General features: G+C 68.6%; 24 protein-coding genes. 22 read left to right on the forward strand and 2 right to left on the reverse strand.

The genetic code is table 11. The features are described from left to right. Positions 1-19: 19 nt before the first annotated feature. From ACJMKX_RS00980 to ACJMKX_RS01085, 22 genes are all read left to right on the forward strand, one after another. The gene (locus ACJMKX_RS00980) at positions 20-802 is read left to right on the forward strand and encodes a succinate dehydrogenase iron-sulfur subunit (RefSeq protein WP_405220107.1); all 783 of its coding nucleotides are present in this window, start codon (positions 20-22) and stop codon (positions 800-802) included. A 13-nt stretch (positions 803-815) separates the two neighbouring features. Further along, positions 816-1,067 carry an FAD assembly factor SdhE gene (locus ACJMKX_RS00985; RefSeq protein WP_405220109.1) on the forward strand — a complete coding sequence of 84 codons (252 nt, stop codon included), beginning with the start codon at positions 816-818 and terminating at the stop codon, positions 1,065-1,067. Continuing rightward, positions 1,024-1,485, forward strand: a complete 462-nt coding sequence (locus ACJMKX_RS00990) for a hypothetical protein (protein WP_405220111.1) — start codon at positions 1,024-1,026, stop codon at positions 1,483-1,485. The genes ACJMKX_RS00985 and ACJMKX_RS00990 overlap by 44 nt, the downstream gene beginning before the upstream one ends. Before the next feature lie 196 nt (positions 1,486-1,681). Next, positions 1,682-2,257 (forward strand): RNA polymerase sigma factor RpoE, encoded by a 576-nt coding sequence (rpoE, locus tag ACJMKX_RS00995; RefSeq protein WP_405220113.1) that lies wholly within the window; start codon positions 1,682-1,684, stop codon positions 2,255-2,257. 60 nt (positions 2,258-2,317) lie between these two features. After that, positions 2,318-2,980, forward strand: a complete 663-nt coding sequence (locus ACJMKX_RS01000) for a sigma-E factor negative regulatory protein (RefSeq protein ID WP_405220115.1) — start codon at positions 2,318-2,320, stop codon at positions 2,978-2,980. A 7-nt stretch (positions 2,981-2,987) separates the two neighbouring features. Beyond that, entirely contained in the window at positions 2,988-3,965 is a 978-nt protein-coding gene (locus ACJMKX_RS01005; RefSeq protein ID WP_405220117.1) for a MucB/RseB C-terminal domain-containing protein, read from the forward strand. Continuing rightward, a complete protein-coding gene (locus ACJMKX_RS01010) occupies positions 3,958-4,428 on the forward strand; it encodes a SoxR reducing system RseC family protein (RefSeq protein WP_405220119.1) in 471 nt (156 codons plus the stop codon). Before ACJMKX_RS01005 ends, ACJMKX_RS01010 begins: the two co-directional genes overlap by 8 nt. After that, entirely contained in the window at positions 4,421-4,702 is a 282-nt protein-coding gene (locus ACJMKX_RS01015; protein ID WP_405220121.1) for a glutaredoxin family protein, read from the forward strand. Before ACJMKX_RS01010 ends, ACJMKX_RS01015 begins: the two co-directional genes overlap by 8 nt. A gap of 92 nt (positions 4,703-4,794) precedes the next feature. Beyond that, complete coding sequence (gene lepA, locus ACJMKX_RS01020) at positions 4,795-6,585, forward strand: translation elongation factor 4 (RefSeq protein WP_405220123.1); 1,791 nt, start codon at positions 4,795-4,797, stop codon at positions 6,583-6,585. A 27-nt stretch (positions 6,586-6,612) separates the two neighbouring features. Continuing rightward, a complete protein-coding gene (gene lepB / locus ACJMKX_RS01025; RefSeq protein ID WP_405220125.1) occupies positions 6,613-7,380 on the forward strand; it encodes a signal peptidase I in 768 nt (255 codons plus the stop codon). A gap of 74 nt (positions 7,381-7,454) precedes the next feature. Next, the gene (locus tag ACJMKX_RS01030; RefSeq protein WP_405220127.1) at positions 7,455-7,844 is read left to right on the forward strand and encodes a DUF4845 domain-containing protein; all 390 of its coding nucleotides are present in this window, start codon (positions 7,455-7,457) and stop codon (positions 7,842-7,844) included. A 42-nt stretch (positions 7,845-7,886) separates the two neighbouring features. Next, the gene (rnc, locus tag ACJMKX_RS01035) at positions 7,887-8,573 is read left to right on the forward strand and encodes a ribonuclease III (protein ID WP_405220128.1); all 687 of its coding nucleotides are present in this window, start codon (positions 7,887-7,889) and stop codon (positions 8,571-8,573) included. A 6-nt stretch (positions 8,574-8,579) separates the two neighbouring features. Then, complete coding sequence (era, locus tag ACJMKX_RS01040; protein ID WP_405220130.1) at positions 8,580-9,488, forward strand: GTPase Era; 909 nt, start codon at positions 8,580-8,582, stop codon at positions 9,486-9,488. Next, complete coding sequence (recO, locus tag ACJMKX_RS01045; RefSeq protein ID WP_405220131.1) at positions 9,485-10,234, forward strand: DNA repair protein RecO; 750 nt, start codon at positions 9,485-9,487, stop codon at positions 10,232-10,234. Before era ends, recO begins: the two co-directional genes overlap by 4 nt. A 48-nt stretch (positions 10,235-10,282) precedes the next feature. Continuing rightward, positions 10,283-11,014, forward strand: coding sequence for a pyridoxine 5'-phosphate synthase (gene pdxJ, locus ACJMKX_RS01050; RefSeq protein WP_405220133.1), 732 nt, complete (start codon positions 10,283-10,285; stop codon positions 11,012-11,014). Continuing rightward, positions 11,011-11,421 carry a holo-ACP synthase gene (gene acpS, locus ACJMKX_RS01055; protein WP_405220134.1) on the forward strand — a complete coding sequence of 137 codons (411 nt, stop codon included), beginning with the start codon at positions 11,011-11,013 and terminating at the stop codon, positions 11,419-11,421. Before pdxJ ends, acpS begins: the two co-directional genes overlap by 4 nt. 12 nt (positions 11,422-11,433) lie before the next feature. Continuing rightward, positions 11,434-12,216 carry a 3'-5' exonuclease gene (locus ACJMKX_RS01060; protein WP_405220136.1) on the forward strand — a complete coding sequence of 261 codons (783 nt, stop codon included), beginning with the start codon at positions 11,434-11,436 and terminating at the stop codon, positions 12,214-12,216. A 22-nt stretch (positions 12,217-12,238) separates the two neighbouring features. Further along, positions 12,239-13,564, forward strand: coding sequence for a 23S rRNA (uracil(1939)-C(5))-methyltransferase RlmD (rlmD, locus tag ACJMKX_RS01065; protein ID WP_405220138.1), 1,326 nt, complete (start codon positions 12,239-12,241; stop codon positions 13,562-13,564). A gap of 82 nt (positions 13,565-13,646) precedes the next feature. Further along, the gene (nagZ, locus tag ACJMKX_RS01070; RefSeq protein WP_405220140.1) at positions 13,647-14,690 is read left to right on the forward strand and encodes a beta-N-acetylhexosaminidase; all 1,044 of its coding nucleotides are present in this window, start codon (positions 13,647-13,649) and stop codon (positions 14,688-14,690) included. After that, the gene (locus tag ACJMKX_RS01075; protein ID WP_405220142.1) at positions 14,683-15,252 is read left to right on the forward strand and encodes a hypoxanthine-guanine phosphoribosyltransferase; all 570 of its coding nucleotides are present in this window, start codon (positions 14,683-14,685) and stop codon (positions 15,250-15,252) included. Before nagZ ends, ACJMKX_RS01075 begins: the two co-directional genes overlap by 8 nt. Then, the gene (locus tag ACJMKX_RS01080) at positions 15,252-16,055 is read left to right on the forward strand and encodes an S-methyl-5'-thioinosine phosphorylase (protein WP_405220144.1); all 804 of its coding nucleotides are present in this window, start codon (positions 15,252-15,254) and stop codon (positions 16,053-16,055) included. Before ACJMKX_RS01075 ends, ACJMKX_RS01080 begins: the two co-directional genes overlap by 1 nt. 6 nt (positions 16,056-16,061) lie before the next feature. Continuing rightward, on the forward strand, positions 16,062-16,949 hold the full coding sequence (locus ACJMKX_RS01085; protein WP_405220146.1) for a diguanylate cyclase domain-containing protein: 888 nt from the start codon (positions 16,062-16,064) through the stop codon (positions 16,947-16,949). Between the two features lie 5 nt (positions 16,950-16,954). Here the strand turns inward: ACJMKX_RS01085 and ACJMKX_RS01090 are convergent, their stop codons facing one another. Together ACJMKX_RS01090 and mfd are read right to left on the reverse strand one after the other, a co-directional pair. Then, positions 16,955-17,878 (reverse strand): CsiV family protein, encoded by a 924-nt coding sequence (locus ACJMKX_RS01090; protein WP_405220148.1) that lies wholly within the window; start codon positions 17,876-17,878, stop codon positions 16,955-16,957. Between the two features lie 4 nt (positions 17,879-17,882). Further along, the gene (gene mfd, locus ACJMKX_RS01095; RefSeq protein WP_405220150.1) at positions 17,883-21,326 is read right to left on the reverse strand and encodes a transcription-repair coupling factor; all 3,444 of its coding nucleotides are present in this window, start codon (positions 21,324-21,326) and stop codon (positions 17,883-17,885) included. Between the last annotated feature and the right edge of the window lie 73 nt (positions 21,327-21,399).

Here is a 21,399-nt window from a genome sequence, read left to right on the forward strand (position 1 = left end):
CCAAGAGGAATCGGCAGACGTGGCAGAATTTCGACTACCGGAGAACTCACGGATAGGGAAGGGGCGCCATTTCCCCGCCCAGGACGGCGCGAAGAACGTGCGTCGGTTCGTGGTCTATCGCTATGATCCGGACAGCGGCGAGAACCCGCGCATGGACACCTACGAGGTGAACATGGACGAGTGCGGCCCGATGGTTCTCGATGCGCTGATCAAGATCAAGAACGAGATCGACCCCACGCTCACCTTCCGCCGCTCCTGCCGGGAGGGCATCTGCGGCTCCTGCGCGATGAATATCGACGGCGGCAACCAGCTGGCGTGCATCACCGCCAACGAGGACGTGGGTGGCGACATCAAGGTCTACCCGCTGCCGCACCTGCCGGTGGTGAAGGACCTGGTGGGCGATCTCACGAACTTCTACGCCCAGTACGCCTCCATCAAGCCCTGGCTGCAGACCCGCACGCCGGCACCGCCGGATCGCGAGCGGCTGCAGTCCAAGGAGGACCAGGAGAAGATCAACAGCCCGTCCGCCTGCATCCTGTGCGCCTGCTGCTCGACCAGTTGCCCGAGCTACTGGTGGAACGGTGACCGCTACCTGGGTCCGGCAACGCTGCTGGCCGCCTATCGCTGGCTGGTGGACAGCCGGGACGAGGCTACCGGGGAGCGACTGGATGCGCTGGAGGATCCGTTCCGCCTGTACCGGTGTCACACCATCATGAACTGCACCCAGACCTGCCCGAAGGGCCTGAATCCGGCGAAGGCCATCGCCGAGACGAAGAAGATGCTGGCAGAGCGCCGGCTCTGAGGGCCAGGCGGTCATGACCGACACGACGGCGCCGCCGGGACGGCTGCGCTGGCTTTGCCGGCGCGGCATGCGGGAGCTGGACGTCCTCCTGAGCGGCTTCCTCGAGCAGGAGTATCCGCGCCTGGAAGAGCCCTTAAAGGCGGATTTTGCGGCGTTACTCGAGTCGCAGGACCCGGAGATATGGGCTTATCTACTCGGCAGAGCCGAGCCGGAGCGCGGGCTTGCCGGAATCATCCGCAGAATTCGCGATTTCTCTGCCCGTTGAGCGCTCGCACAGGCGCTGGCTGCATGGCTACCTGGCGGCGGTAGCGCTGCTCACGGCCGTCGCGCTGGCCGCAGTCGGTACCGGGTGGAGCCGCCTGGCCGGGATCCTGCCGCTGGCAGCAGGGCTGATCTGCCACCGCCGACTTGCCGCCTGCGCTCCGCTGCCCGCGGCCGTGAGCTACGATCCGGCCCGGGGCTGGGCGCTCAGCACCGGCGACGAGACGGTGTCCGTCACGCTATCGCCCGCGAGCTGGTTTGCGCGCGGCGCTGCGCTGGCCGTGTTTCGGGGAGACGGCGGGCGGCGATGGCTGGTGCCGCTGCGACGGCCGCCGTCGCAGAGCGGCGAGGACTGGCGCCGCCTGCGCATACTCCGGCGCACGCGGCGCGGTGCTTTGGTTGCAAAGTCGCCCAACTGCTAGAATCGAGTCTGTCTTCCAGGCGTCTTTCATCAGGTCCATCATGCGCTGCAACCCGCCGCGGCATCGGCACGTCGCGTGAGGCGCATCACAAACAGGGATTTTCCTCCTTTCCGATGCCTTATTCCGAGAACTTTCCAGACGGCCCCCTGTCTATTGCGTTGGCAGTGCGCGATACCGTCCTGCGTGAGTCCGACCGATGAGCGCGAAACGGAGCGACGCCGCACTGGTAAAGCGGGTACAGCAGGGGGACAAGCAGGCTTTCAACCTGCTCGTACTCAAGTACCAGACGAAGATCGTGAACCTGGTGATGCGCTATGTGCGGGACCCCGACGAGGCCAATGACGTGGCCCAGGAGGCATTCCTCAAGGCCTACCGGGCCCTGCCGCGGTTCCGGGGCGACAGCGCGTTCTACACCTGGCTGTACCGCATTGCCGTCAACACGGCCAAGAACTACCTGGTGGCGGCAAAGCGCCGACCAGTGGAATACGACCTGGATCTCCAGGACCCGGAACAATACGACATGCAGGCCCGTCTGAAGGATATCGACAGCCCGGAGCGGGTCCTGATGAAGGATGAGGTGCAGCAGACCATCAACGAGGCGATCCAGGACCTGCCGGAGGATCTGCGCACGGCGATTGTCCTGCGCGAGCTGGAAGGCATGACCTACGAAGAGATCGCCGAGACCATGGAGTGCCCGGTGGGTACCGTGCGCTCGCGCATCTTCAGGGCGCGAGAGGCCATCAGCAAACGGATCGAGCCGCTCCTTGCATGAGGCGCGCGGGACTTTAGAAGAGAACCGGTAGACGAGATCGGCAGATGAGATCGGTGTGACATGAACGACAAGCTACGAGACCAGATGTCGGCCTTCCTGGACGACGAACTGCCCGACGGAGAAGCGGAGCTGTTGTTGCGGCGGCTGCACGGCGACGAGGAACTGAGGCGCGTCGCCGGGCGCTATCTGCTGATAGGCCAGGCCCTGCGCGGCGAACGCCTGGCCGGCACGGACCTGGCCGGGCGGGTCGCGGCGGCGCTCGACGACGAGACCACCTACGGTGGCGCCGCAGCCGGGCCCGTCCGCTCCCGCTGGCTGCGCCCGGCAGCCGGCGTCGCGGTGGCCGCGACGGTGGCAGTGGTCGCGCTGATGGGGCTGCAGAACACCGGCGAGTTGGCCGGGCCCGACGCGGTCACCGCGGACACCGCCGACGAAGTCCCGGTCGCGGCACCGCTGGATGCCACTGCCGAGGGCTATGCCTACACCGTTCCGGCGGACGCGCCCGTAATGGTCCGGCCGGTCAGTGCCGTGCCGGCGCGACTGACCAACTACATGATCAGCCACGGCGAGCGGGCTGGTACACTCATGCGCAGCGGGATGCACAGTCGCATCGTCACGCAGCCGAACGGGACCTCGGTATATGCCACGGAAAACTCCACGGTGACTTCTGAAGACGGACGGACGGGAACGGCAGAGAACCCGGCGGATGATGCGGTCCGGTAGGTCCGCGATGCGCGGCGGCAGCTTCTTCGCCGGCTTCGCCGCCGCGACGCTGTGCGGCGCCGCGCTGGCGGCGGAACCCTCGCCCATGGACTGGCTGCAGCGGATGGCGATGGCCGTCGAGCAGGCCAACTACAGCGGTACCGTCGTGCGGGTGCATAACGGCCAGGTGCAGACGCTGCGCGTCGTCCATCGCTACGAGGACGGCGAGGTGAGCGAGAAGCTCGAATCCCTGGACGGCGCCGGCCGGGAGATCATCCGCGCCGGTGACGAGGTGCACTGCATCCTGCCCGAGAGCCGCATGGTGCTGGTCGAGCAGCAGATCAATCAGGAGGGCCTGTTCGGCCGCCTCGCCGTGCAGCCCGAGGCCCTGTCGCGCAGCTACGACCTCACCATCGAGGATTACGAGCGCGTGGTGGGCCGCCCGTCGGTGCAACTGGCCATCCGGCCCCGCGATCATTTCCGCTTCGGTCATCGTCTCTGGCTCGACAAGGCCTCCGCGCTGCCGCTGCGGCGCCAGGTGGTCGGCACCGGCGGCGACATCGTCGAGGAGATGCGCTTCGCCGAGATCACCATCGGCAAGCCCATACCGGCCTCGGCTTTGCGCCCGTCGATGGACATCGAGGGTTTCACCTGGGTGCGCCACGCCGGGCAGGCGGCCAGACGCGACGACGTCAATCCCACCGGCTTCGAGGCCCGCGAAGTGCCGAGCGGTTTCCGGCTGGTTTCCGCTGGCACGGAGCGATTCCCGGATACCGAAGGTGAGGTGGCCCACATCGTCTACTCGGACGGTGTCGCCAGCGTGTCCGTCTTCGTGGAGTCCGGGCAGCACGCAGCCGACAAACTCGAAGGCGCCTCCCGTATCGGCGCTGCCTACGCCTTCGGTACGGTGGTCAACGGACATCAGGTCACGGCGATCGGCGAGGTGCCGGGCCATACGGTGCGGATGATCGCCAATTCTCTCGCCGCGGCGCCGGCCGGTGAATGACGACGCCGGACTGCTCGTGCGCGAAGCCCGGGTCGAGGCCGTCGACCGGCAGACGATCGCGGTCCGGGTGACAACGGCAGGCTCCTGCGCCCGCTGCGCCCGCGGCGAGGGCTGCGGTTTCGGTTTCGCTGCGGCCCGGGCGGGCGAGAGTCGGCTGCTTCTGCCCAGGCCCCCGGATTACCGGCCGGCGCCGGGCGACACCGTCCATGTGACCCTGGAGCAGCGCGGCCTGGCCGGCGCGGCCGTGGCCGTCTACGGCATCCCGCTCGCGGGTCTGCTGGCGGGCAGCGCGGCGGCGACCCTGCTGGGTCTCGGCGAGCCTGCGGCCGTCGCTTTCGCGTTCGGCGCCTTTGCGGCGGCGCTGCCACTGGCCCGCAGCGTATCGTCGCGCTTGGACGCGGCCGGCTGCTGCCAGCCCCGCCTGCTGGTGTCCGGATCGGCGGAAACTGGCGCGGATGCCTGAGTTCACCGTCTACACCCGGCGCGGCTGTCACCTGTGCGAGGTCCTCATCGAGGAACTCATGCCGCTGACGCGGGGCCGCGTCCGTCTCCACCTCCGCGACGTCGACCGTGACCCGGAACTGGTCGAGCGCTACGGACTGCGTGTGCCGGTGCTCGAGGCCGATGGCCGGGTGCTCTGCGAGGCCAGGCTGGATCGGGCCAGGGTGATGGAATACCTGGATCAGTGCGACGCGCCCACTGAAAACGGCGAACCGGAGCCCCCGGGCCGTTTATAATCCGCGCTGCCCCGGGGGCTCTCGGGTATCCGGGCCCGCCCGGGCACCGCGAGCCGGTTCCCCGCGCACCATCCTGAGTCGATTCCGCTTATATGAAGAATATCCGCAACTTCTCGATCATCGCCCATATCGACCACGGCAAGTCCACCCTGGCCGACCGCATTATCCACATCTGCGGGGGATTGAGTGATCGGGAGATGGCCGCCCAGGTGCTCGATTCGATGGATCTGGAGCGCGAGCGGGGCATCACCATCAAGGCGCAGACCGTATCGCTGGAGTACACGGCGACGGATGGCCGCGTCTACGAGCTGAACTTCATCGATACGCCCGGCCACGTGGATTTCTCCTACGAGGTCTCCCGTTCCCTGGCCGCCTGCGAGGGCGCGCTGCTGGTGGTGGACGCGGCCCAGGGCGTGGAGGCGCAGAGCGTCGCCAACTGCTATACGGCCATCGATCAGGGGCTGGAAGTGGTGCCCGTCCTGAACAAGATCGACCTGCCGGCCGCGGAGCCGGAGAAGGTGATCAACGAGATCGAGGAGATCATCGGCCTGGAGGCGCACGATGCCGTGCTGGTCAGCGCGAAGACCGGCGAAGGGGTGCGCGAACTGCTGGATACGCTGGTCACGCGGATACCGCCGCCGGTAGGCGATACGGAAGCGCCGCTGCAGGCGCTCATCGTCGACTCCTGGTTCGACAACTACGTGGGCGTGGTCTGTCTGGTGCGGGTGATGAACGGCACGCTGACGAACCGGGACAAGATCCGGGTCATGTCGACCGGCCGCGCACACCAGGTGGATCGGGTGGGCAAGTTCACGCCGAAGATGCTCGACACGGAAACGCTGGAGGCGGGCGAGGTGGGTTTCGTCATCTCCAGCATCAAGGAAATCGACGGCGCGCCCGTCGGCGACACGCTGACCATCGATAAGCGGCCTTGCGACAAGCCACTGCCCGGCTTCCGCGAGATGCAACCGCGGGTGTTCGCAGGCCTGTTCCCGACCCAGTCCGACGACTACGAGACCTTCCGCGAGGCCCTGCAGAAGCTCAGGCTGAACGACGCCGCGCTGCACTTCGAGCCCGAGACCTCGGTGGCGCTCGGGTTCGGCTTCCGCTGCGGCTTTCTCGGCATGCTGCACATGGAGATCGTCCAGGAGCGGCTCGAGCGCGAGTACGGCATCAATCTGATCACCACCGCGCCCACGGTAGTCTACGAGGTGCAGACCGTGACCGGCGAGATCGTCAGCGTGGACAACCCGTCCGCGCTGCCGCCGACGGGCGAGATCGCCGAGATCCGCGAGCCGATCATCGTCGCCGGTATCCTGGTGCCCGAGGAGCACGTCGGCGCGGTCATGAAGCTGTGTATCGACAAGCGCGGCGTGCAGACCAGGATGCTCTATCTCGGCGGCCAGATCTCGCTGGAGTACGAGATGCCGCTCTCGGAGGTGGTGCTCGACTTCTTCGACCGGCTGAAGTCCGCCAGCCGCGGCTTCGCCAGCTTCGATTACCACTTCGCCCGCTTCCAGGCGGCGGATCTCGTGCGCCTGGACATCCTCATCAACAAGGAGAAAGTGGATGCGCTGTCGGTCATCGTCCATCGGGACAAGGCCTATCCGCGGGGCAGGGAACTGGTGGAGAAGATGAAGGAACTGATACCGCGGCAGATGTTCGAGGTGGCCATCCAGGCGGCGATCGGCGCCCACGTGATCGCGCGCAGCACGGTCAAGGCCCTGCGCAAGAATGTGACCGCGAAGTGCTATGGCGGCGACGTCAGCCGCAAGCGCAAGCTGCTGGAAAAGCAAAAGGAGGGCAAGCGGCGTATGAAGCAGCTCGGCTCCGTGGAGATTCCCCAGGAAGCGTTCCTTGCCGTACTGCAGGTGGAGAAGTAAGGTGCTGGACCGGATCGTCGCGCGGAAATGAAATTGGACCTGTCACTGCTGTTGGTACTGGCCACGCTGATCACCGGCGTGATCTGGCTCGTCTGGGCCCTGACCGGAGGCCGGCGGCGCGCCGGCGCCGAGGACGGCGCCGGCATGCCGAAGATCGTCGAGTATTCGCGCTCTTTCTTCCCCGTGCTGCTGCTGGTGCTGGCGATACGCTCGTTCGCCTTCGAACCCTACCGCATTCCGTCGAGTTCCATGGTGCCCACCCTGCTGGTGGGCGACTTCATCTTCGTCTCCAAGTACTCCTACGGTCTGCGGCTGCCGGTCCTGCACACCGAGGTGGTGGAGACCGGCCGGCCCGAGCGGGGCGACATCGCGGTCTTCCGTCTGCCCACCAATCCGGACATCAACTACATCAAGCGCGTTGTGGGCCTGCCCGGCGACGAGATCGTCTATCGCAACCATCGGCTGTTCATCAACGGCGAGCCGGTCGAGATGGAGGCCGCCGAGCGCTGGACCGAGGACGGCGAGACGGGGCAGCTGTTCATCGAGCGGCTGGGCGATAACGAGCACCTGGTCCTGCTGCAGCGAAGCCCGCTGTCCGGTATCTACCGCTTCGAGGTGCCCGACGGCTGCTATTTCGTGATGGGCGACAACCGGGACAACAGCCGGGACAGCCGCTTCCCCCAGGTGGGCTGCGTGCCGGAAGACAACCTGGTGGGCCGGGCCAGCCGCATCTGGCTCAACTGGCAGTGGGGCGAGTGGCCGCGCTGGGATCGCATCGGCGACAAAATCCGATAATGTGGCGCAGGTCACTGCGTGATCGGTTAATATCGCGTGACATAACGCTTTCCCAGCAGGTTCCGGAGGCGGATATGGTGGAGCTTCGTCACATCGACAGCGGCGGCAGGCAGCGGGGCATGACGACCCTGGGCATGCTCATCCTCGTGGCCTTCGTCGGCCTGTTCGTCTTTGCCGGCATTCGCCTGGTGCCCGTCTACCTTGAGCACATGAAGATCGTCAGTGTGCTCGACGGGGTGAAGGACGAGTTCGAGGGGCAGGGCCCGACCCGTCAGGATCTGATGCGTTCCCTGTCGCGTCGCTTCGACATCGAGAGCATCAACATCATCAGCGAGCGGGACCTGAGCATCAAGAAGATCGCGGATGGCTACGTGATCGAGGCAGACTACGAGAACCGCACGCCGTTCATCTCGAATATCTCGTTCGCCGTGAAGTTCACGAAGACGGTGGAGGTCCGCAGCTGACCTCAGCTGATCTCAGCTGATCGGGGGGCGACGCGCCGGGCTTTGGAAGACATCACCCAATGGGTCCGGCGGACCTTCGACTACGAGTTCGGCGACACCACCCTGCTGGAGCGCGCGCTCACCCATCGCAGCGCGCCGGGCCGCAGTAACGAGCGTCTCGAGTTCCTCGGCGACGCGGTGCTCGACTGCGTCATCTCCGATGCGCTGATCTCGCTCCGCCCGGACGCCGAGGAGGGTGAGCTGAGCCGGCTTCGCTCTCGCCTGGTGCGCGATCATTCTTTGGCGCAGGTCGCCCGCCAGCACGGCCTCGGCGAGTACCTGAAGCTCGGCTCCGGCGAGATGAAGAGCGGCGGCTTCCGGCGGGACTCCATCCTGGCGGACGGGCTGGAGGCGCTGCTGGGTGCCATCTTCCGCGACGGCGGCTACGCGGAGGCCGAGCGGGTAGTGCACCGCCTCTACTCCCGGCGGCTCGAGCACCTGCCCGAGGGCGACTCGCTGAAGGATCCGAAGACCCGCCTGCAGGAATGGCTGCAGGCCCGCGGCCTGCCGCTGCCCGCCTACGAGTTGATCGGCGCCAGCGGACCGGCACACGCGCAGCGCTTCGAGGTCCGCTGCCGGCTGCTGCAGCCGGACGGCGAAGCGACGGCGAGCGGCGCGAGCCGCCGGGAGGCGGAACAGGAGGCCGCGCACCAGCTGCTTGCCTCCCTGACGGTCGGCTCTTCATCATAGGATCCCATGTCGCAACAACAGCAACAGGATCACAGGTGCGGTTTCGTGGCCGTCGTCGGGCGGCCGAACGTGGGCAAGTCCACGCTGATCAACCGCATCGTCGGCCGCAAGGTGAGCATCGTGACGCCCCGGCCACAGACCACCCGGCACCGTATTCACGGCATCAGCGAGCGTGAGGGCGCGCAGATCATCTTCGTGGACACGCCGGGCCTGCACGGTAATCAGCCTCGCGCCATCAATCGGGCGATGAACCGTGCGGCCACCGGCGCTGCCGCGGAAGCGGATCTGTTGCTGTTCATGTTCGACGCCAGGGGCTGGCGCGGGGCCGACCAGATGGTGCTGGAGCGTATCCTGGATTCGGGTCATCCGGTGATCGCGATCGCCAACAAGGCCGATCTCGTCCGGCCGAAGGAGCGTCTGCTGGAGACGCTGGCCCGGGTCGCCGACAAGGCGCAGTTCGCCGAGATAGTGCCGCTCTCGGCACGCACCGGCGACAACGTAGACCGTCTGCTCGCCCTCATCCCGCGTTACCTGCCGGTCTCGCCGCCGCTGTACGACCGGGATACCGTGACCGACCGCAGCGAGAGCTTCATGGCCGCCGAGCTGATCCGCGAGAAGCTGACGCTGAGGCTGCGCGACGAACTGCCCTACGGGCTCACCGTGGTCATCGAGAAGTTCGCCCGCAGCCGCACCGGCTACGAGATCGACGCCGTCATATACGTGGACAAGCCGTCCCACAAGGGGATCGTGGTCGGGCGGGGCGGCGGTGTCCTGAAGGCGGTAGGCACCTCCGCCCGGCGGGAGCTGAAACGGATGCTGGGCGCGCCCGTGCACCTGGAGCTGTGGGTCAAGGTGCGCGAGAACTGGGCGGACAGCGAGAAGAGCCTGCGCGAGTTCGGTTACGAGACCCGGTGAGCCAGCGCTCCCGCATCGCCTCCCAGCCCGGTTTCCTGCTGCACAGCCGGCCGTTCCGGGATTCCAGCCAGCTGATCGAGATCTTCAGCCGGGACCACGGCCGCATCGGCCTGGTGGCGCGCGGTGTGCGCTCGGCCCGCTCGCGCTATCGCGGGGTACTGCGGCCCTTCGCTCCCCTGGAGCTGTCCTGGACCATCGCGGGCGATCTCGGCACGCTCACCGGCGTGGAGGCGGCCGGCCGGTTGCCCGACCTCTCCGGCGATGCGCTCATGGCCGGTTTCTACGTGAACGAGCTGGTGCTGAAACTCACCCATCGCCACGACGCCCAGCCCGACGTGTACGCCGCCTACGAGGCGGCGGTGACCGGACTGGCCAGCCGTGCCGACGTGGAGTTCACGCTGCGTTGCTTCGAGCTCAGGCTGTTGCGTGCCATCGGCTACGGCCTCGATCTGGAGCATGATATGGTTACCGGCCTGCCGGTGGAGGACGACGCCTGGTACCGGGTGAAGGCGGCAGAGGGCGTCGCCCGGGTCACCGCGGACGGCCCCGATGCCTCCCTTTACAGCGGCGCCGAACTCCGCGACATTGCCGCCGAACAGCTGGAGGATCCGGCGCTTTTGAAACGGGCGCGCCGCATCCTGCAGACGGCTCTGGAGCATTGCCTGGAAGGCAGGGAGCTCAGCAGCCGGCGGGTGATGCGCGCGATGCGCCGGCGCAGCGAAGCGGGCGACGGCGAGGCCCGCTAGGGCGGGGCCGGGCCCGGACTGCGCCCGGCCGCACAGGAAGACAGCGAGATGCAGACACTGAAACTCGGAGTCAACATCGACCACGTGGCCACCCTGCGCCAGGCGCGCGGCACGCGCTATCCCGATCCCGTGGAGGCAGCGTTCATCGCCGAGCGTGCGGGTGCGGACAGCATCACCGTGCACCTGCGCGAGGATCGGCGCCACATTCAGGACCGGGACGTGCGGCTGCTGGCCGGGACGCTGCAGACGCGCATGAACCTGGAGATGGCCGTCACGGAGGAGATGATCGCCATCGCCCTCGAGCTGCGGCCGGCCGATTGCTGTCTGGTGCCGGAGAAGCGGGAGGAACTCACGACCGAGGGCGGTCTGGACGTGGTCTCGCGGCGTGACGAGGTGACCGACGCGGTGCTGCAGCTCTCCACGGCGGGCATCCGGTCCTCGCTGTTCATAGACCCGGATCCCGAGCAGCTCCGGGCGGCTTACGATTGCGGCGCGCCGGTGGTGGAGCTGCACACGGGTGCCTACGCGGAGGCGGAGGGTGCGGAGCAGGCCGCGGAACTCGAGCGTATCCGCGAGGCCGCGCGCTTCGGGGCCGAGAACGGGCTGACCGTGCATGCCGGGCACGGCCTGCATTATCACAACGTGGGGCTCGTCGCCGCCATCCCGGAGATCGTCGAACTCAACATCGGCCATGCCATCATCGCGCGCGCCGTCATCGAGGGACTCGGCCCCGCCGTGGCCCGCATGCACGAGCTGATGCAGGGAGCGCGGGGCTCTTGATATTCGGCGTCGGCACGGACGTCGTCGAGATCTCCCGTATCGCCGATGCCTACCAGCGGTTCGGCGAGCATTTCGTGCGCCGGCTGCTGATGCCGCGGGAGGCGGAGCTGTTTCGCCGCAACAAGCGCCCGGTGCGGTTTCTGGCGATGCGCTTCGCAGCGAAGGAGGCGGTGGTGAAGGCCATGGGCACCGGTTTCGCCCACGGCATGTGGATCCGAGATGCCGGCTTCGTGCCCGATCCCCGGGGGCGGCCCGTGGTGATCTTCTCGGAGCGCGGGCAGGCCGTCTGCCGACGGCTGGGCGTCGGCAATACCCACGTCAGCCTGACCGACGAGGCCGGGCTGGTGCTGGCATTCGCCGTGGCGGAGCAGGCAGACGGGCCGACTCTAGATGATAATTCCAATTAAGAAGATAGCTTAATGCATTGTTTTGCCTTTGATATAGAGACTATACCGGACATCGAAGCCGGCCGGCGCCTCTGGGATCTCGGTGACCTGTCCGACGACGACGTGGCGACGGCCATGACCTTCAAGCGGCTGCAGGACGCCGGCACCGAGTTCATGCCACTGCACCTGCACCGGGTCGTCGCCATCTCGGTGGCGCTCAGGACCGGCGACAGCTTCCGGGTCTGGAGCCTCGGCGAGCCGGATGCCGACGAGGCGGAGATCGTCACCCGCTTCTTCGACGGCATCGAACGCTTCGCGCCCACGCTCGTGTCCTGGAATGGCAGCGGCTTCGACCTGCCGGTGCTGCATTACCGGGCGCTGCTGCACGGCGTGGCAGCATCGCGCTACTGGGAGACCGGTGACAGCGAACGGGACTACCGCTACAACAACTACCTCGGCCGCTTCCACTGGCGCCACATCGACCTGATGGACGTGCTGTCCGGCTACCAGGTGCGCGCCCGGGCGGGCCTGGATGACATCGCCGTGATGCTCGGATTCCCCGGCAAGCTCGGCATGAGCGGCGACAAGGTCTGGGGCGCGTGGCAGGCGGGCGAGATCGAGGGCATACGCAATTACTGCGAGACCGACGTCGTCAACACCTACCTCGTGTATCTGCGCTTCGAGTTCATGCGTGGCCGCATGTCGGCGGCCGATCTCGAGCAGGAATACGAGCGGGTGCGCCGGAGTCTCGGCGAGAGTGGGGAGGCGCACTTCGCCGAGTTCCTCGAGGCCTGGGACGGCGCCGCCGGGCGCTGAGGCCTGCGCGATCGCGAAGACAATGGCGAAGAAGCAACGCGAGCCGGAAGAGGCCGGCATCCTGGGCATTACCCACGACGGGCGCGGTATCGCCGACGTGCCGGGCAAGAAAGTCTTCGTCGACGGCGCCCTGGCCGGCGAGCGGGTGCGCTTCCTGCGGCTGCGGCGGCGGAAGAACTTCGACGAGGCGCGGCTGGAGGCCGTGCTGGAGGCCTCGCCGGACCGGGTGGAGCCGCGCTGCGCGGTGTACGGCATCTGCGGCGGCTGTTCGCTGCAGCACCTGGCCGCCGAGCGCCAGATCGAGGCCAAGCAGCAGGTCCTGCTCGATAACCTGGAGCGTATCGGCGGCGTCACGCCCGAACAAGTGCTCGAGCCGCTGCGCGGGCCCGCCTGGCATTACCGGCGCCGCGCCCGCCTGGGCGTGCGCTATGTCCACGGCAAGGGCAGGGTGCTGGTGGGGTTCCGGGAGCGTTTCAAGCCCTACGTGACCGACACGGGCCGCTGCGAGGTCCTCGCGGAGCCGGTCGGCGGACTGCTCGGCGAACTCGCGGAGCTCATCGCCGGGCTGTCGGTGCGCGAGCAGATCCCGCAGATCGAGGTGGCGGTCGGCGACAACCTGACCGCCCTCGTGCTGCGCGTGCTCGAGACGCCGTCGGCGGAGGACGAGGCGCGGCTGCGGGGCTTCGCGGAGACCCATGCGCTGCGTTTCTTCCTGCAGACCGGCGGGGTGGAGACGGTGCAGCCGCTGCCGGACGCCGACGGCGGCCTGCCCGAAACGCTCTGCTACGAGTTGCCCGAGTTCGACCTGTCGATCCGCTTCCGGCCGCTGGATTTCGTCCAGGTGAACGGGCCGCTGAACCGGGCGCTGGTGTCGCGGGCGGTGGAGCTGCTCGCGCCCGAGCCGGAAGAGCGCGTGCTGGACCTGTTCTGCGGTATCGGCAATTTCACGCTGCCACTGGCACGGCGGTCGGGCGAAGTGCTGGGCATCGAGGGCAGCGCCGACCTGGTGCGGCGCGCCGAGGAGAATGCGGCGGCCAACGGACTCGGCAGCGTGGCCTTTCTGCACCGGGACCTGGCCGAGCCCGATCCGGCAGAGGACTGGCTGCGCTCGGACTGGGACCGGGTCCTGCTGGATCCCGCGCGGCCGGGCGCGGACGCCCTCGCGCGGCACTTCGCCGACAGGCCGCCGCGGCGGCTGGTCTATGTCTCCTGTCACCCGGGTACCCTGGCCCGGGACGCCGGCACGCTGACCGCTCCGGGGCGCCTGCGATTGTCTGCGGCCGGCGTTCTGGATATGTTCCCCCATACCAGCCACATGGAATCCGTCGCGGTATTCGACAGAATATGATGAAGTTCAGAGTTTTATGCGCGGGTTCTGAAGTATTTTGTGAATCTGAGGCGATATCTTCGGCCAGAGCGACGGAGGGGCCATGTCACTGGGCCCGCTGATGGCGGACATCGAAGGGAAGGAACTCACGCCGGCAGACCGGGACTTCCTGATGCATCCCGCCGTCGGCGGCGTGATCCTGTTCAGCCGCAACTTTGCGTCGCCGGATCAGCTGACCGCGCTGACGGAGGCGATCCACCGGCTGCGCACGCCGGCGCTGCTGGTCGCCGTCGATCAGGAGGGCGGCCGCATCCAGCGCTTCCGCGAGGGCTTCACGGCGCTGCCGGCCGCCCGCTGGCTCGGGCGGCGTTATGACGTCGATCCGGACACGGGCCGGCGGCTCGCCCGTCACACGGGCTGGCTGCTGGCGGCGGAGCTCGGTGCCGTCGGTGTCGATTTCTCCTTCGCACCGGTGCTCGATCTCGACTGGGGTCTCAGCGAGGTCATCGGCGACCGGGCCTTCCACGCCGCGCCCGAGGCGGCCGGCGAACTCGCGGCGGCCTACATGCACGGGATGCAGGACGCCGGCATGGCGGCGGTGGCGAAGCATTATCCCGGGCACGGCGCGGTGGTGCCGGACTCCCACGAGGAACTGCCGGTCGACCGCCGTCCCTACGGCGAGATCATGGAGGATCTCAAGCCCTTCGAGCGCCTCGTGCGCGCCGGCGTCCCGGGCATCATGACGGCCCACGTGGTCTACAGCGAGGTGGACGCCAGGCCGGCCACATTCTCACGCTGGTGGATCGGCGAGGAGCTGCGCGGACGACTGGGCTACAACGGCGCCGTGTTCTCCGACGACCTCAGTATGAAGGCCACCGAAAGCGTCGGCAGCATGTCGCGCCGGGCCCGGGCGGCGCTGGATGCCGGCTGCGACATGGTGCTGGTCTGTAACGACCGGGCACGGGCCGAGGCGACGGCCGAGGGTCTCGGCGACTACCGCGATCCGCCCAGTCTCGTCCGCCTGGCCCGATTCCACGGGCGGCGGCGGACCGGCCGGCAGCGGCTGCTGGACAGCGAGCGCTGGCAGGCGCTGCACGCCGAACTGGCCGCGGCCATGGACCGACCGGTGCTGGAACTCGATGCCTGACGATCTCTCCTGCGCTCAGGGCAGCGGCGTGCGCATCCCCGAGGGTGCCGAGCGCATCGCGAGCCCAGCTGAGGTGGCCGCGGCCTTCGACCGGCTCGCCGGCGCCATCAGCGCGCGCCTGGCGGGCCGGGAACCCGTACTGGTCGCGGTGCTGGAGGGCGGGCGCATGCCAGCCGACGAGATCTCCCGCCGGCTCGCCATCCCCCACCTGAACGACAGCCTGCGGGTGGGGCGCTATCGCAGCGGGACACAAGGCGGAGCGCTGCGCTGGCACGCGCTGCCGGAGACGCCGCTAGCGGGCCGCGCGGTGCTCGTCGTCGACGACATCCTCGACGAGGGTGTCACGCTGGCGGCGGTCGCGGATCATTGCCGCACGGCCGGGGCCGGAGAGGTGCTCACCTGCGTGCTGACCGTCAAGGATCTGCCCGATCGCGCAGCGCCGTTCAGCCCGGACTTCTGCGGCCTGCTGGTGCCGGACCGCTACATCGTCGGCTGCGGCATGGACTATCAGGGACGGTGGCGGGAGCTGCCGGGCCTGTACGCGCTGGCGGAGCCGTTGTAATGGAAGAGGTAATGGGCGAAGTCATGGACGAGGCGTTGCGGGGCAGCGGCATCGCGGTGATCGGCGGCTCCGGACTGGAGCGTATGCCCGGCGTGGAAGTGGTCGACACCCGGGAGATGACGACGCCATTCGGCCCGCCGTCCGCGCCGCTCATGGAGCTGGCCGCAGAGGGCGAGCGGTTCTGGTTCCTCTCCCGGCACGGCGACCGGCACGACATAGCGCCCCACCGCGTGAACTACCGGGCCAACCTCTGGGCCCTGGACCAGCTCGGCGTGTGCCGGGTGATCGCTGTCAACGCCGTCGGGGTCATCCCGGCCGAGCCGCCGCTGGGCACGCTCGCCGTGCCGGATCAGCTCATCGATTACAGCGGGGGCCGGGAGTCCACCTTCTTCGACGGCGAGTCCGGCCCGCTCGAGCACATCGATTTCACGGAGCCCTACGATGCGGCCCTGCGCCAGGCATTGATCGGCCGCGCCGCCGGCCTGGCCATCCCCTGCCGTGCCGGCGGCATCTACGGCGTCACCCAGGGGCCGCGGCTCGAGACCCGGGCAGAGGTGGACCGGCTGGCCCGCGACGGCGTCGAGTACATCGGCATGACGGGCATGCCGGAGGCGGTGCTGGCACGCGAGCTCGCGCTGGAATACGCTTGCCTGGCGGTGCTGGTCAACCGCGCGGCCGGGCGGGGTGAGGCGGCGATACACGCGGACCTGGAGGCGAACCTCGCCCGTGGCGCGGAAGCGGCCAGTCGCGTGGCGCTGGCACTGATCGTCAGCGCCGCCGGGCCGCCAGCGGAGGATGACTGAGAACCGATGAAGTCACTGTCCAAAAGCCTGCTGGAGTCACTGCTGCTCGGTCTGCCCGAGGGGATGATGGTGGTGGCGAAGCAGGGCCAGGACTGGCAGGCGGTGTTCTTCAACCCGGCGTTCGGCGAACTCGCGCGGCTTAGTCCGGGGGAGCTGTCAGGCCAGAGCCTGAAGAGCATCCTGCACAACGTCGGCGGCCGCGACGACTGGCCGCGGGTGGCGCAGGCGCTGGCGGACCGCGAGCCGATCTATCTCACCGTCTATCCGGGCATGCCGGACGAGCCGGCGTCGCCGTTGTCCCTGTGCGTGACGCCGCTGGAGGCCTCAGAAGGTAAGGAGTACGCCGCCTGCCACCTGTCGTTGCGCAAGGGCGAGGCGCAGGCGGCGGACGGCCCGCCGAGCCCCGCGGAGACGCTGGCGGCGACGGAGCGGCGGGACACGGCGACGGGACTCGCGCCGCGCGCGTTCTTCGACGGCGTGCTGACCCACGACTGGGCACTGGCGTGCCGGGAAGGCCACCGCCTGTCGCTGCTCGTGTTCCGCATCGAGGCGTTTCCCGCCTATCTCGATACCTTCGGCCGGCATGCCACCGAGTCGATGATCCGGCGGGTCGCCCGCTGCATCACCCGGCGCCTGCGCCGGGCCAGTGACATCGCTTCCCGGCTGGAGGAAGACTGCATCGTGGCGCTGGTGCACGGCGGCGACGAGTCCGCGGTGCGCGCCTTCGCCGATTCCATCACCCGACAGGTGCGGGAACTCGGCATCCATCACCCGCATTCGCCGGTGGGTCGGTTCGTCACCGTCCATTGCACGGTGACCGCGGCGCTGCCCGATGCCGAACAGGACGCGAACGATTTCGTCATGGAAGCTCTGGCCTCGTCGGCCGAAGACTGAGCGCTTCAGTCTGTCGCGGATGAGGCGTCGGTCGGCGTCGGGTCCGCCGGTTCCCCCTCGCCGCTGTCCGGTTCCCCGGCGGCTTGCTCCTCCATTTCCACCGGCGTCACCTTCGCCAGCACGCCGTAGCGGGGATGATCGTAGTAGTGGAGTTCGCCGCTGCGCAGCTTGCGCCGCTCGTTGAGCCGGTAGACGTCCGGTGCCAGCGCCTCCAGCGGCTCGCCGGGGTCGGACCGCCCGCGATCGGGGAAGAGTGGCGTCGGCGTTGCCGACTGCGGCGCCGGCAGGGCGCTCTGCGGCTCCGACCAGAGTTCCAGGTCCAGCTCCAGGTGCAGGAAGCGGGAGCGATACAGCCGGGCCTCGCCCTGCAGCCCGTCCGGCAGCTCCGCCAGCCGGGAGAGATCGAGCGACCGGGCTGTCTCCGGATCGTAACCCGGTTGCTGCCAGGCGACGTGCAGCAGCGGCTCGTAACCGTCCGTATTGCCGAGGCGCCGATAGAGTTCGCCCAGTTCGAGTTCTTCTTCCGGCAGCGGCATGAAGCGGAACACCGGTTCTTCGGGCGGGTCGCCGGCGATGCCGGTCTCGCCGGTCTCGCCGGTCTCGGCGGCCTCGGTGTCGGCCTCGGTGTCGGCCTCGGTCCCGGTCTCTGCCCCGTCCACGGTTGCGGTGTCTTCGACGGGGTCGGGCGGCGCGGACCAGTCCTCGGTGGTGCCCGCGAGAGAGTCTCCGTACTCGAAGACGATCAGCTCCACCCGGAATTGCTCGAGCGCCTCGTCGGCGTCGGTATCGGCCGGCACGGTGCCAGCCGCCGAGCCGGGCGCCGCTTGCTCCTGGGCCGAGACCGGCCCTGCGGCCACCAGCAGGACCGCGAGGGCGGCCGCGGCGAGGGCGATCCCGGAGCGTGGTGTATCGGTGAGCGGTCCCGTCATCGCGCTAGCTTGCCATCGCCTCCGGTCGGGCGCCAGCCGCCAGTCGGCCGAGCAGCGCGTGCAGGTGCTCCACCCGATCGTCCACCTCCGGCAGCGGTGTGCGGAAGTTCAGCCGGTCGTCGTTCTTCAGGCGGTAGATGCTGCCCGGCTCCTGGATCAGCTCGATGAGGGTGATTGGCTCGACGTCCGGTTGCGGACCGAACTGCACCGAGCCGCCCTCCGGACCGACGTCGATCTTGCGGATGCCCAGCGGCTCGGCGGCGATGCGCAGCTCGGCCACCTGCAGCAACCGGCGGGCGGGTTCCGGCAGCAGGCCGAAGCGGTCGATGAGTTCCACCTGCAGTTCGCGCAGATCGTCGGCGCTGTCGGTGCCGGCAATGCGCTTGTACAGCACCAGGCGCAGGTGCACATCGGGCACGTAGTCGTCGGGCAGCAGGGCGGCGCAGTGCAGGTTGATCTCCACGCCGCCGTGCAGGGGCTTGTCGAAGTCCGGCTGGTCGCCGCGGCGCAGGCTCTCCACGGCCCGCTGCAGCATCTCGGTGTACAGTGCGAAGCCGATCTCCTGGATCTGCCCGCTCTGCTCGTCGCCGAGCAGTTCGCCGGCACCGCGGATCTCGAGATCGTGGCTGGCCAGCGCGAAGCCGGCACCCAGGTCCTCCAGCGAGTCGATGGCCTCCAGCCGTTTCACCGCATCCGCGGTCATGGCGGCTTCCGGCGGCGCAATCAGGTAGGCATAGGCACGGTGATGGGAGCGCCCCACACGGCCGCGCAACTGGTGCAGCTGAGCCAGACCGAAGCGGTCTGCCCGGTTGATGACGATGGTGTTCGCCGTCGGCACGTCGATGCCGCTCTCGATGATGGTCGTGCACAGCAGCACGTTGAAGCGGCGGTGGTAGAAGTCCAGCATCACCTGTTCGAGCTCGCGCTCCGGCATCTGGCCATGACCCACGCGGATGTCGGCCTCGGGCACCAGTTCGGCGAGCTTCTCGCGGACCCGCTCGATGTCCTCCACCCGGTTGTGGACGAAGTAGACCTGGCCGCCGCGCTTGATCTCGCGCAGGCAGGCCTCGCGGACCATGGAGTCGTTCCACTGGCTGACGAAGGTCTTCACCGAGAGGCGCTCCGAGGGCGGGGTGGTGATCAGCGACAGCTCCCTGAGCCCGCCCAGCGCCATGTTCAGCGTGCGCGGGATAGGCGTGGCGGTCAGCGTCAGCACGTCCACGTCCGCGCGCAGCGTCTTCAGCGCCTCCTTGTGCCGCACGCCGAAGCGGTGTTCCTCGTCGACGATGACGAGACCGAGATCCCGGAACAGCGAGGTGTGCTGCAGCAGCTTGTGCGTGGCGATGACGATATCCACCTTGCCCGCCGAGACGTCGGCCAGCACGGTGTCGGTCTCCTTGCGGGAGCGGAACCGGGACAGGACCTCGATGCGTACCGGCCAGTCGGCGAAGCGGTCGCTGAACGTCTGATAGTGCTGCTGGGCGAGGAGGGTGGTCGGCACCAGCATGGCCACCTGCTTGCCGGCCTGCACGGCGACGAACGCGGCCCTGAGTGCCACCTCGGTCTTGCCGAAGCCCACGTCGCCGCAGACGACCCGGTCCATCGAACTGGCGGTGCGCATGTCGATGAGTACCTCGTCGATCACGCGCTGCTGGTCCTCGGTGGGCTCGAACGGGAAGTCGGCCTCGAAAGCCCGGTAGTCGTGCTCGTCCAGGCGGAAGGCGTGACCCGGCCGCGCGGCGCGGCGCGCGTAGACGTCGAGGAGTTCGGCGGCCACGTCGCGCACCTTCTCCGCCGCCCGGCGTTTCGCCCGCTCCCACTGGTCGCTGCCCAGGCGATGCAGCGGGGCGTTCTCCGGGGAGGCACCCGTATAGCGGGAGATCAGGTGCAGCGAGTGCACCGGCACGTACAGTTTGTCGCCATCCGCGTATTCCAGCGTGAGGAACTCGGCCGGTATGTCGCCGACCTCCAGCGTCGCCAGGCCGAGGTAGCGTCCCACGCCGTATTCCTCGTGCACGACCGGTGCTCCCTCGCGCAGGTCGCTCAGCTGGCGGATGATGTTCTCGGGGTCCCGGCTCGCGCGCCGCCGCCGGCTCGTCTGCCGGGCCCGCTCGCCGAACAGGCTCTGCTCCGGCACGATGGCGAGGCCGGCCGCCGGCAGTATGACTCCGTTCTCGAGCGGGCCGAGCGCGATGGCGAGCGGCGCGTCCGTGGCCATGAACTCCTGCCAGTCCGCCACACGGGCCGGCGCCCTTTTAAGGTCGGTGAGCAGGTCGGCCAGCGCTTCCCGGCGGCCGGCCGACTCCGCCGTGAACAGCACCCGGCCATCGAAGCCGTCCAGGAAGGCGGTCAGGGCACCGGCTGCTTCTTCCCGACGGCTGTCCAGTCGCAGCACGGGCACCGGCTTCGCGCCGAAGTCCTCGCCTTCGCCCGGCAGCGGCTTGTTGCCGGAAAGCAGGATGCGGGGGCGTCCGGCGAGCCGGTCGCGCACGGCTTCCACCGGCAGGAACGCCTCATCCGGCTCCAGCACGGGGCGATCCGGGTCGAGGGACACCAGGGCATGGCGTTCCTCGATCTCGGCACGGAAAGCCGCCAGCGAGTCGTCCAGTTCCGCACCGGCCGCGATCAGCGTCGAGCCCGGCAGGTAGTCCAGCAGCGTGGCGGTCTCCTCGAAGAACAGCGGCAGGTAGTACTCGATGCCGCCGTGGGCGATGCCTTCCGATACGTCCCGGTAGATCGGCGAGCGCGCAGCCTCGCCGGCGAAGCGGGCCCGGTAGCGGCGGCGGAAGCCGCGGATGGCATCGGCATCGAGCGGCGCCTCCCTGGCCGGCAGGATCTCGATCTTCTCCAGTGACTCGCCAGAGAGCTGGGTGTCGGGATCGAAGGCCCGCAGCGTGTCGATCTCCTCGTCGAACAGGTCGATGCGGTAGGGTACGCGTGCGCCCATGGGGAACAGGTCGATGATGGCACCGCGAACGGCGAACTCGCCGTGCTCCGAGACCTCCGGCACACGCAGGTAGCCGCCGGCCTCCAGGCCGCGGATGAACTCGTCGCGGTCGAGGGTCTCGCCCGTGCGCAGCGACAGCGCGCGGGCCGTCACGTAGTCCGTTGGCGGCAGCCGCTGCATCAGGCAGGGTGCGGCGACCACGACGATGCCGCGCGCGAGCGCCGGCAATCCGGCCAGGGTGGCGAGCCGTTCAGAGACGATGTCCTGGTGCGGGGAGAAGCTGTCGTAGGGCAGGGTCTCCCAGTCCGGGAAGTGAAGTACCGGGGTATCGGCGTCGGTGAAGAAGCCGAGGGCGGCCTCCAGGCGGTCCGCTTCGCGCGCGGAGGCGGCGACGGCGAGTACCGGACCCGCATGGCGGGCCGCGGCCTCGGCGATGGCCAGCGCGTCCGCCTCGCCCACGAGTCCGCCCCAGCGCACGGGCGATGCGCCGGTTGCAGGCAAATCCGGTCTGCGTAGTGTTGCCGTCATAATGAAAAAGGGCCGCCCGCAGGCAACCCGGAAAATGCGCGGGCCG

It is taken from the genome of Lentisalinibacter sediminis (assembly GCF_040706615.1).
GTDB lineage: Bacteria > Pseudomonadota > Gammaproteobacteria > Steroidobacterales > Woeseiaceae > Lentisalinibacter > Lentisalinibacter sediminis.

Bases quoted from the DNA above. Each gene is read 5' to 3' on its own strand.
- ACJMKX_RS00985 (WP_405220109.1), top strand. From the start codon at position 816: ATGACCGACACGACGGCGCCGCCGGGACGGCTGCGCTGGCTTTGCCGG.
- rpoE (WP_405220113.1), top strand. From the start codon at position 1,682: ATGAGCGCGAAACGGAGCGACGCCGCACTGGTAAAGCGGGTACAGCAG.
- ACJMKX_RS01000 (WP_405220115.1), top strand. From the start codon at position 2,318: ATGAACGACAAGCTACGAGACCAGATGTCGGCCTTCCTGGACGACGAA.
- ACJMKX_RS01005 (WP_405220117.1), top strand. From the start codon at position 2,988: ATGCGCGGCGGCAGCTTCTTCGCCGGCTTCGCCGCCGCGACGCTGTGC.
- ACJMKX_RS01015 (WP_405220121.1), top strand. From the start codon at position 4,421: ATGCCTGAGTTCACCGTCTACACCCGGCGCGGCTGTCACCTGTGCGAG.
- lepA (WP_405220123.1), top strand. From the start codon at position 4,795: ATGAAGAATATCCGCAACTTCTCGATCATCGCCCATATCGACCACGGC.
- lepB (WP_405220125.1), top strand. From the start codon at position 6,613: ATGAAATTGGACCTGTCACTGCTGTTGGTACTGGCCACGCTGATCACC.
- ACJMKX_RS01030 (WP_405220127.1), top strand. From the start codon at position 7,455: ATGGTGGAGCTTCGTCACATCGACAGCGGCGGCAGGCAGCGGGGCATG.
- era (WP_405220130.1), top strand. From the start codon at position 8,580: ATGTCGCAACAACAGCAACAGGATCACAGGTGCGGTTTCGTGGCCGTC.
- pdxJ (WP_405220133.1), top strand. From the start codon at position 10,283: ATGCAGACACTGAAACTCGGAGTCAACATCGACCACGTGGCCACCCTG.
- ACJMKX_RS01060 (WP_405220136.1), top strand. From the start codon at position 11,434: ATGCATTGTTTTGCCTTTGATATAGAGACTATACCGGACATCGAAGCC.
- rlmD (WP_405220138.1), top strand. From the start codon at position 12,239: ATGGCGAAGAAGCAACGCGAGCCGGAAGAGGCCGGCATCCTGGGCATT.
- nagZ (WP_405220140.1), top strand. From the start codon at position 13,647: ATGTCACTGGGCCCGCTGATGGCGGACATCGAAGGGAAGGAACTCACG.
- ACJMKX_RS01075 (WP_405220142.1), top strand. From the start codon at position 14,683: ATGCCTGACGATCTCTCCTGCGCTCAGGGCAGCGGCGTGCGCATCCCC.
- ACJMKX_RS01080 (WP_405220144.1), top strand. From the start codon at position 15,252: ATGGAAGAGGTAATGGGCGAAGTCATGGACGAGGCGTTGCGGGGCAGC.
- ACJMKX_RS01085 (WP_405220146.1), top strand. From the start codon at position 16,062: ATGAAGTCACTGTCCAAAAGCCTGCTGGAGTCACTGCTGCTCGGTCTG.
- ACJMKX_RS01090 (WP_405220148.1), bottom strand. From the start codon at position 17,878: ATGACGGGACCGCTCACCGATACACCACGCTCCGGGATCGCCCTCGCC.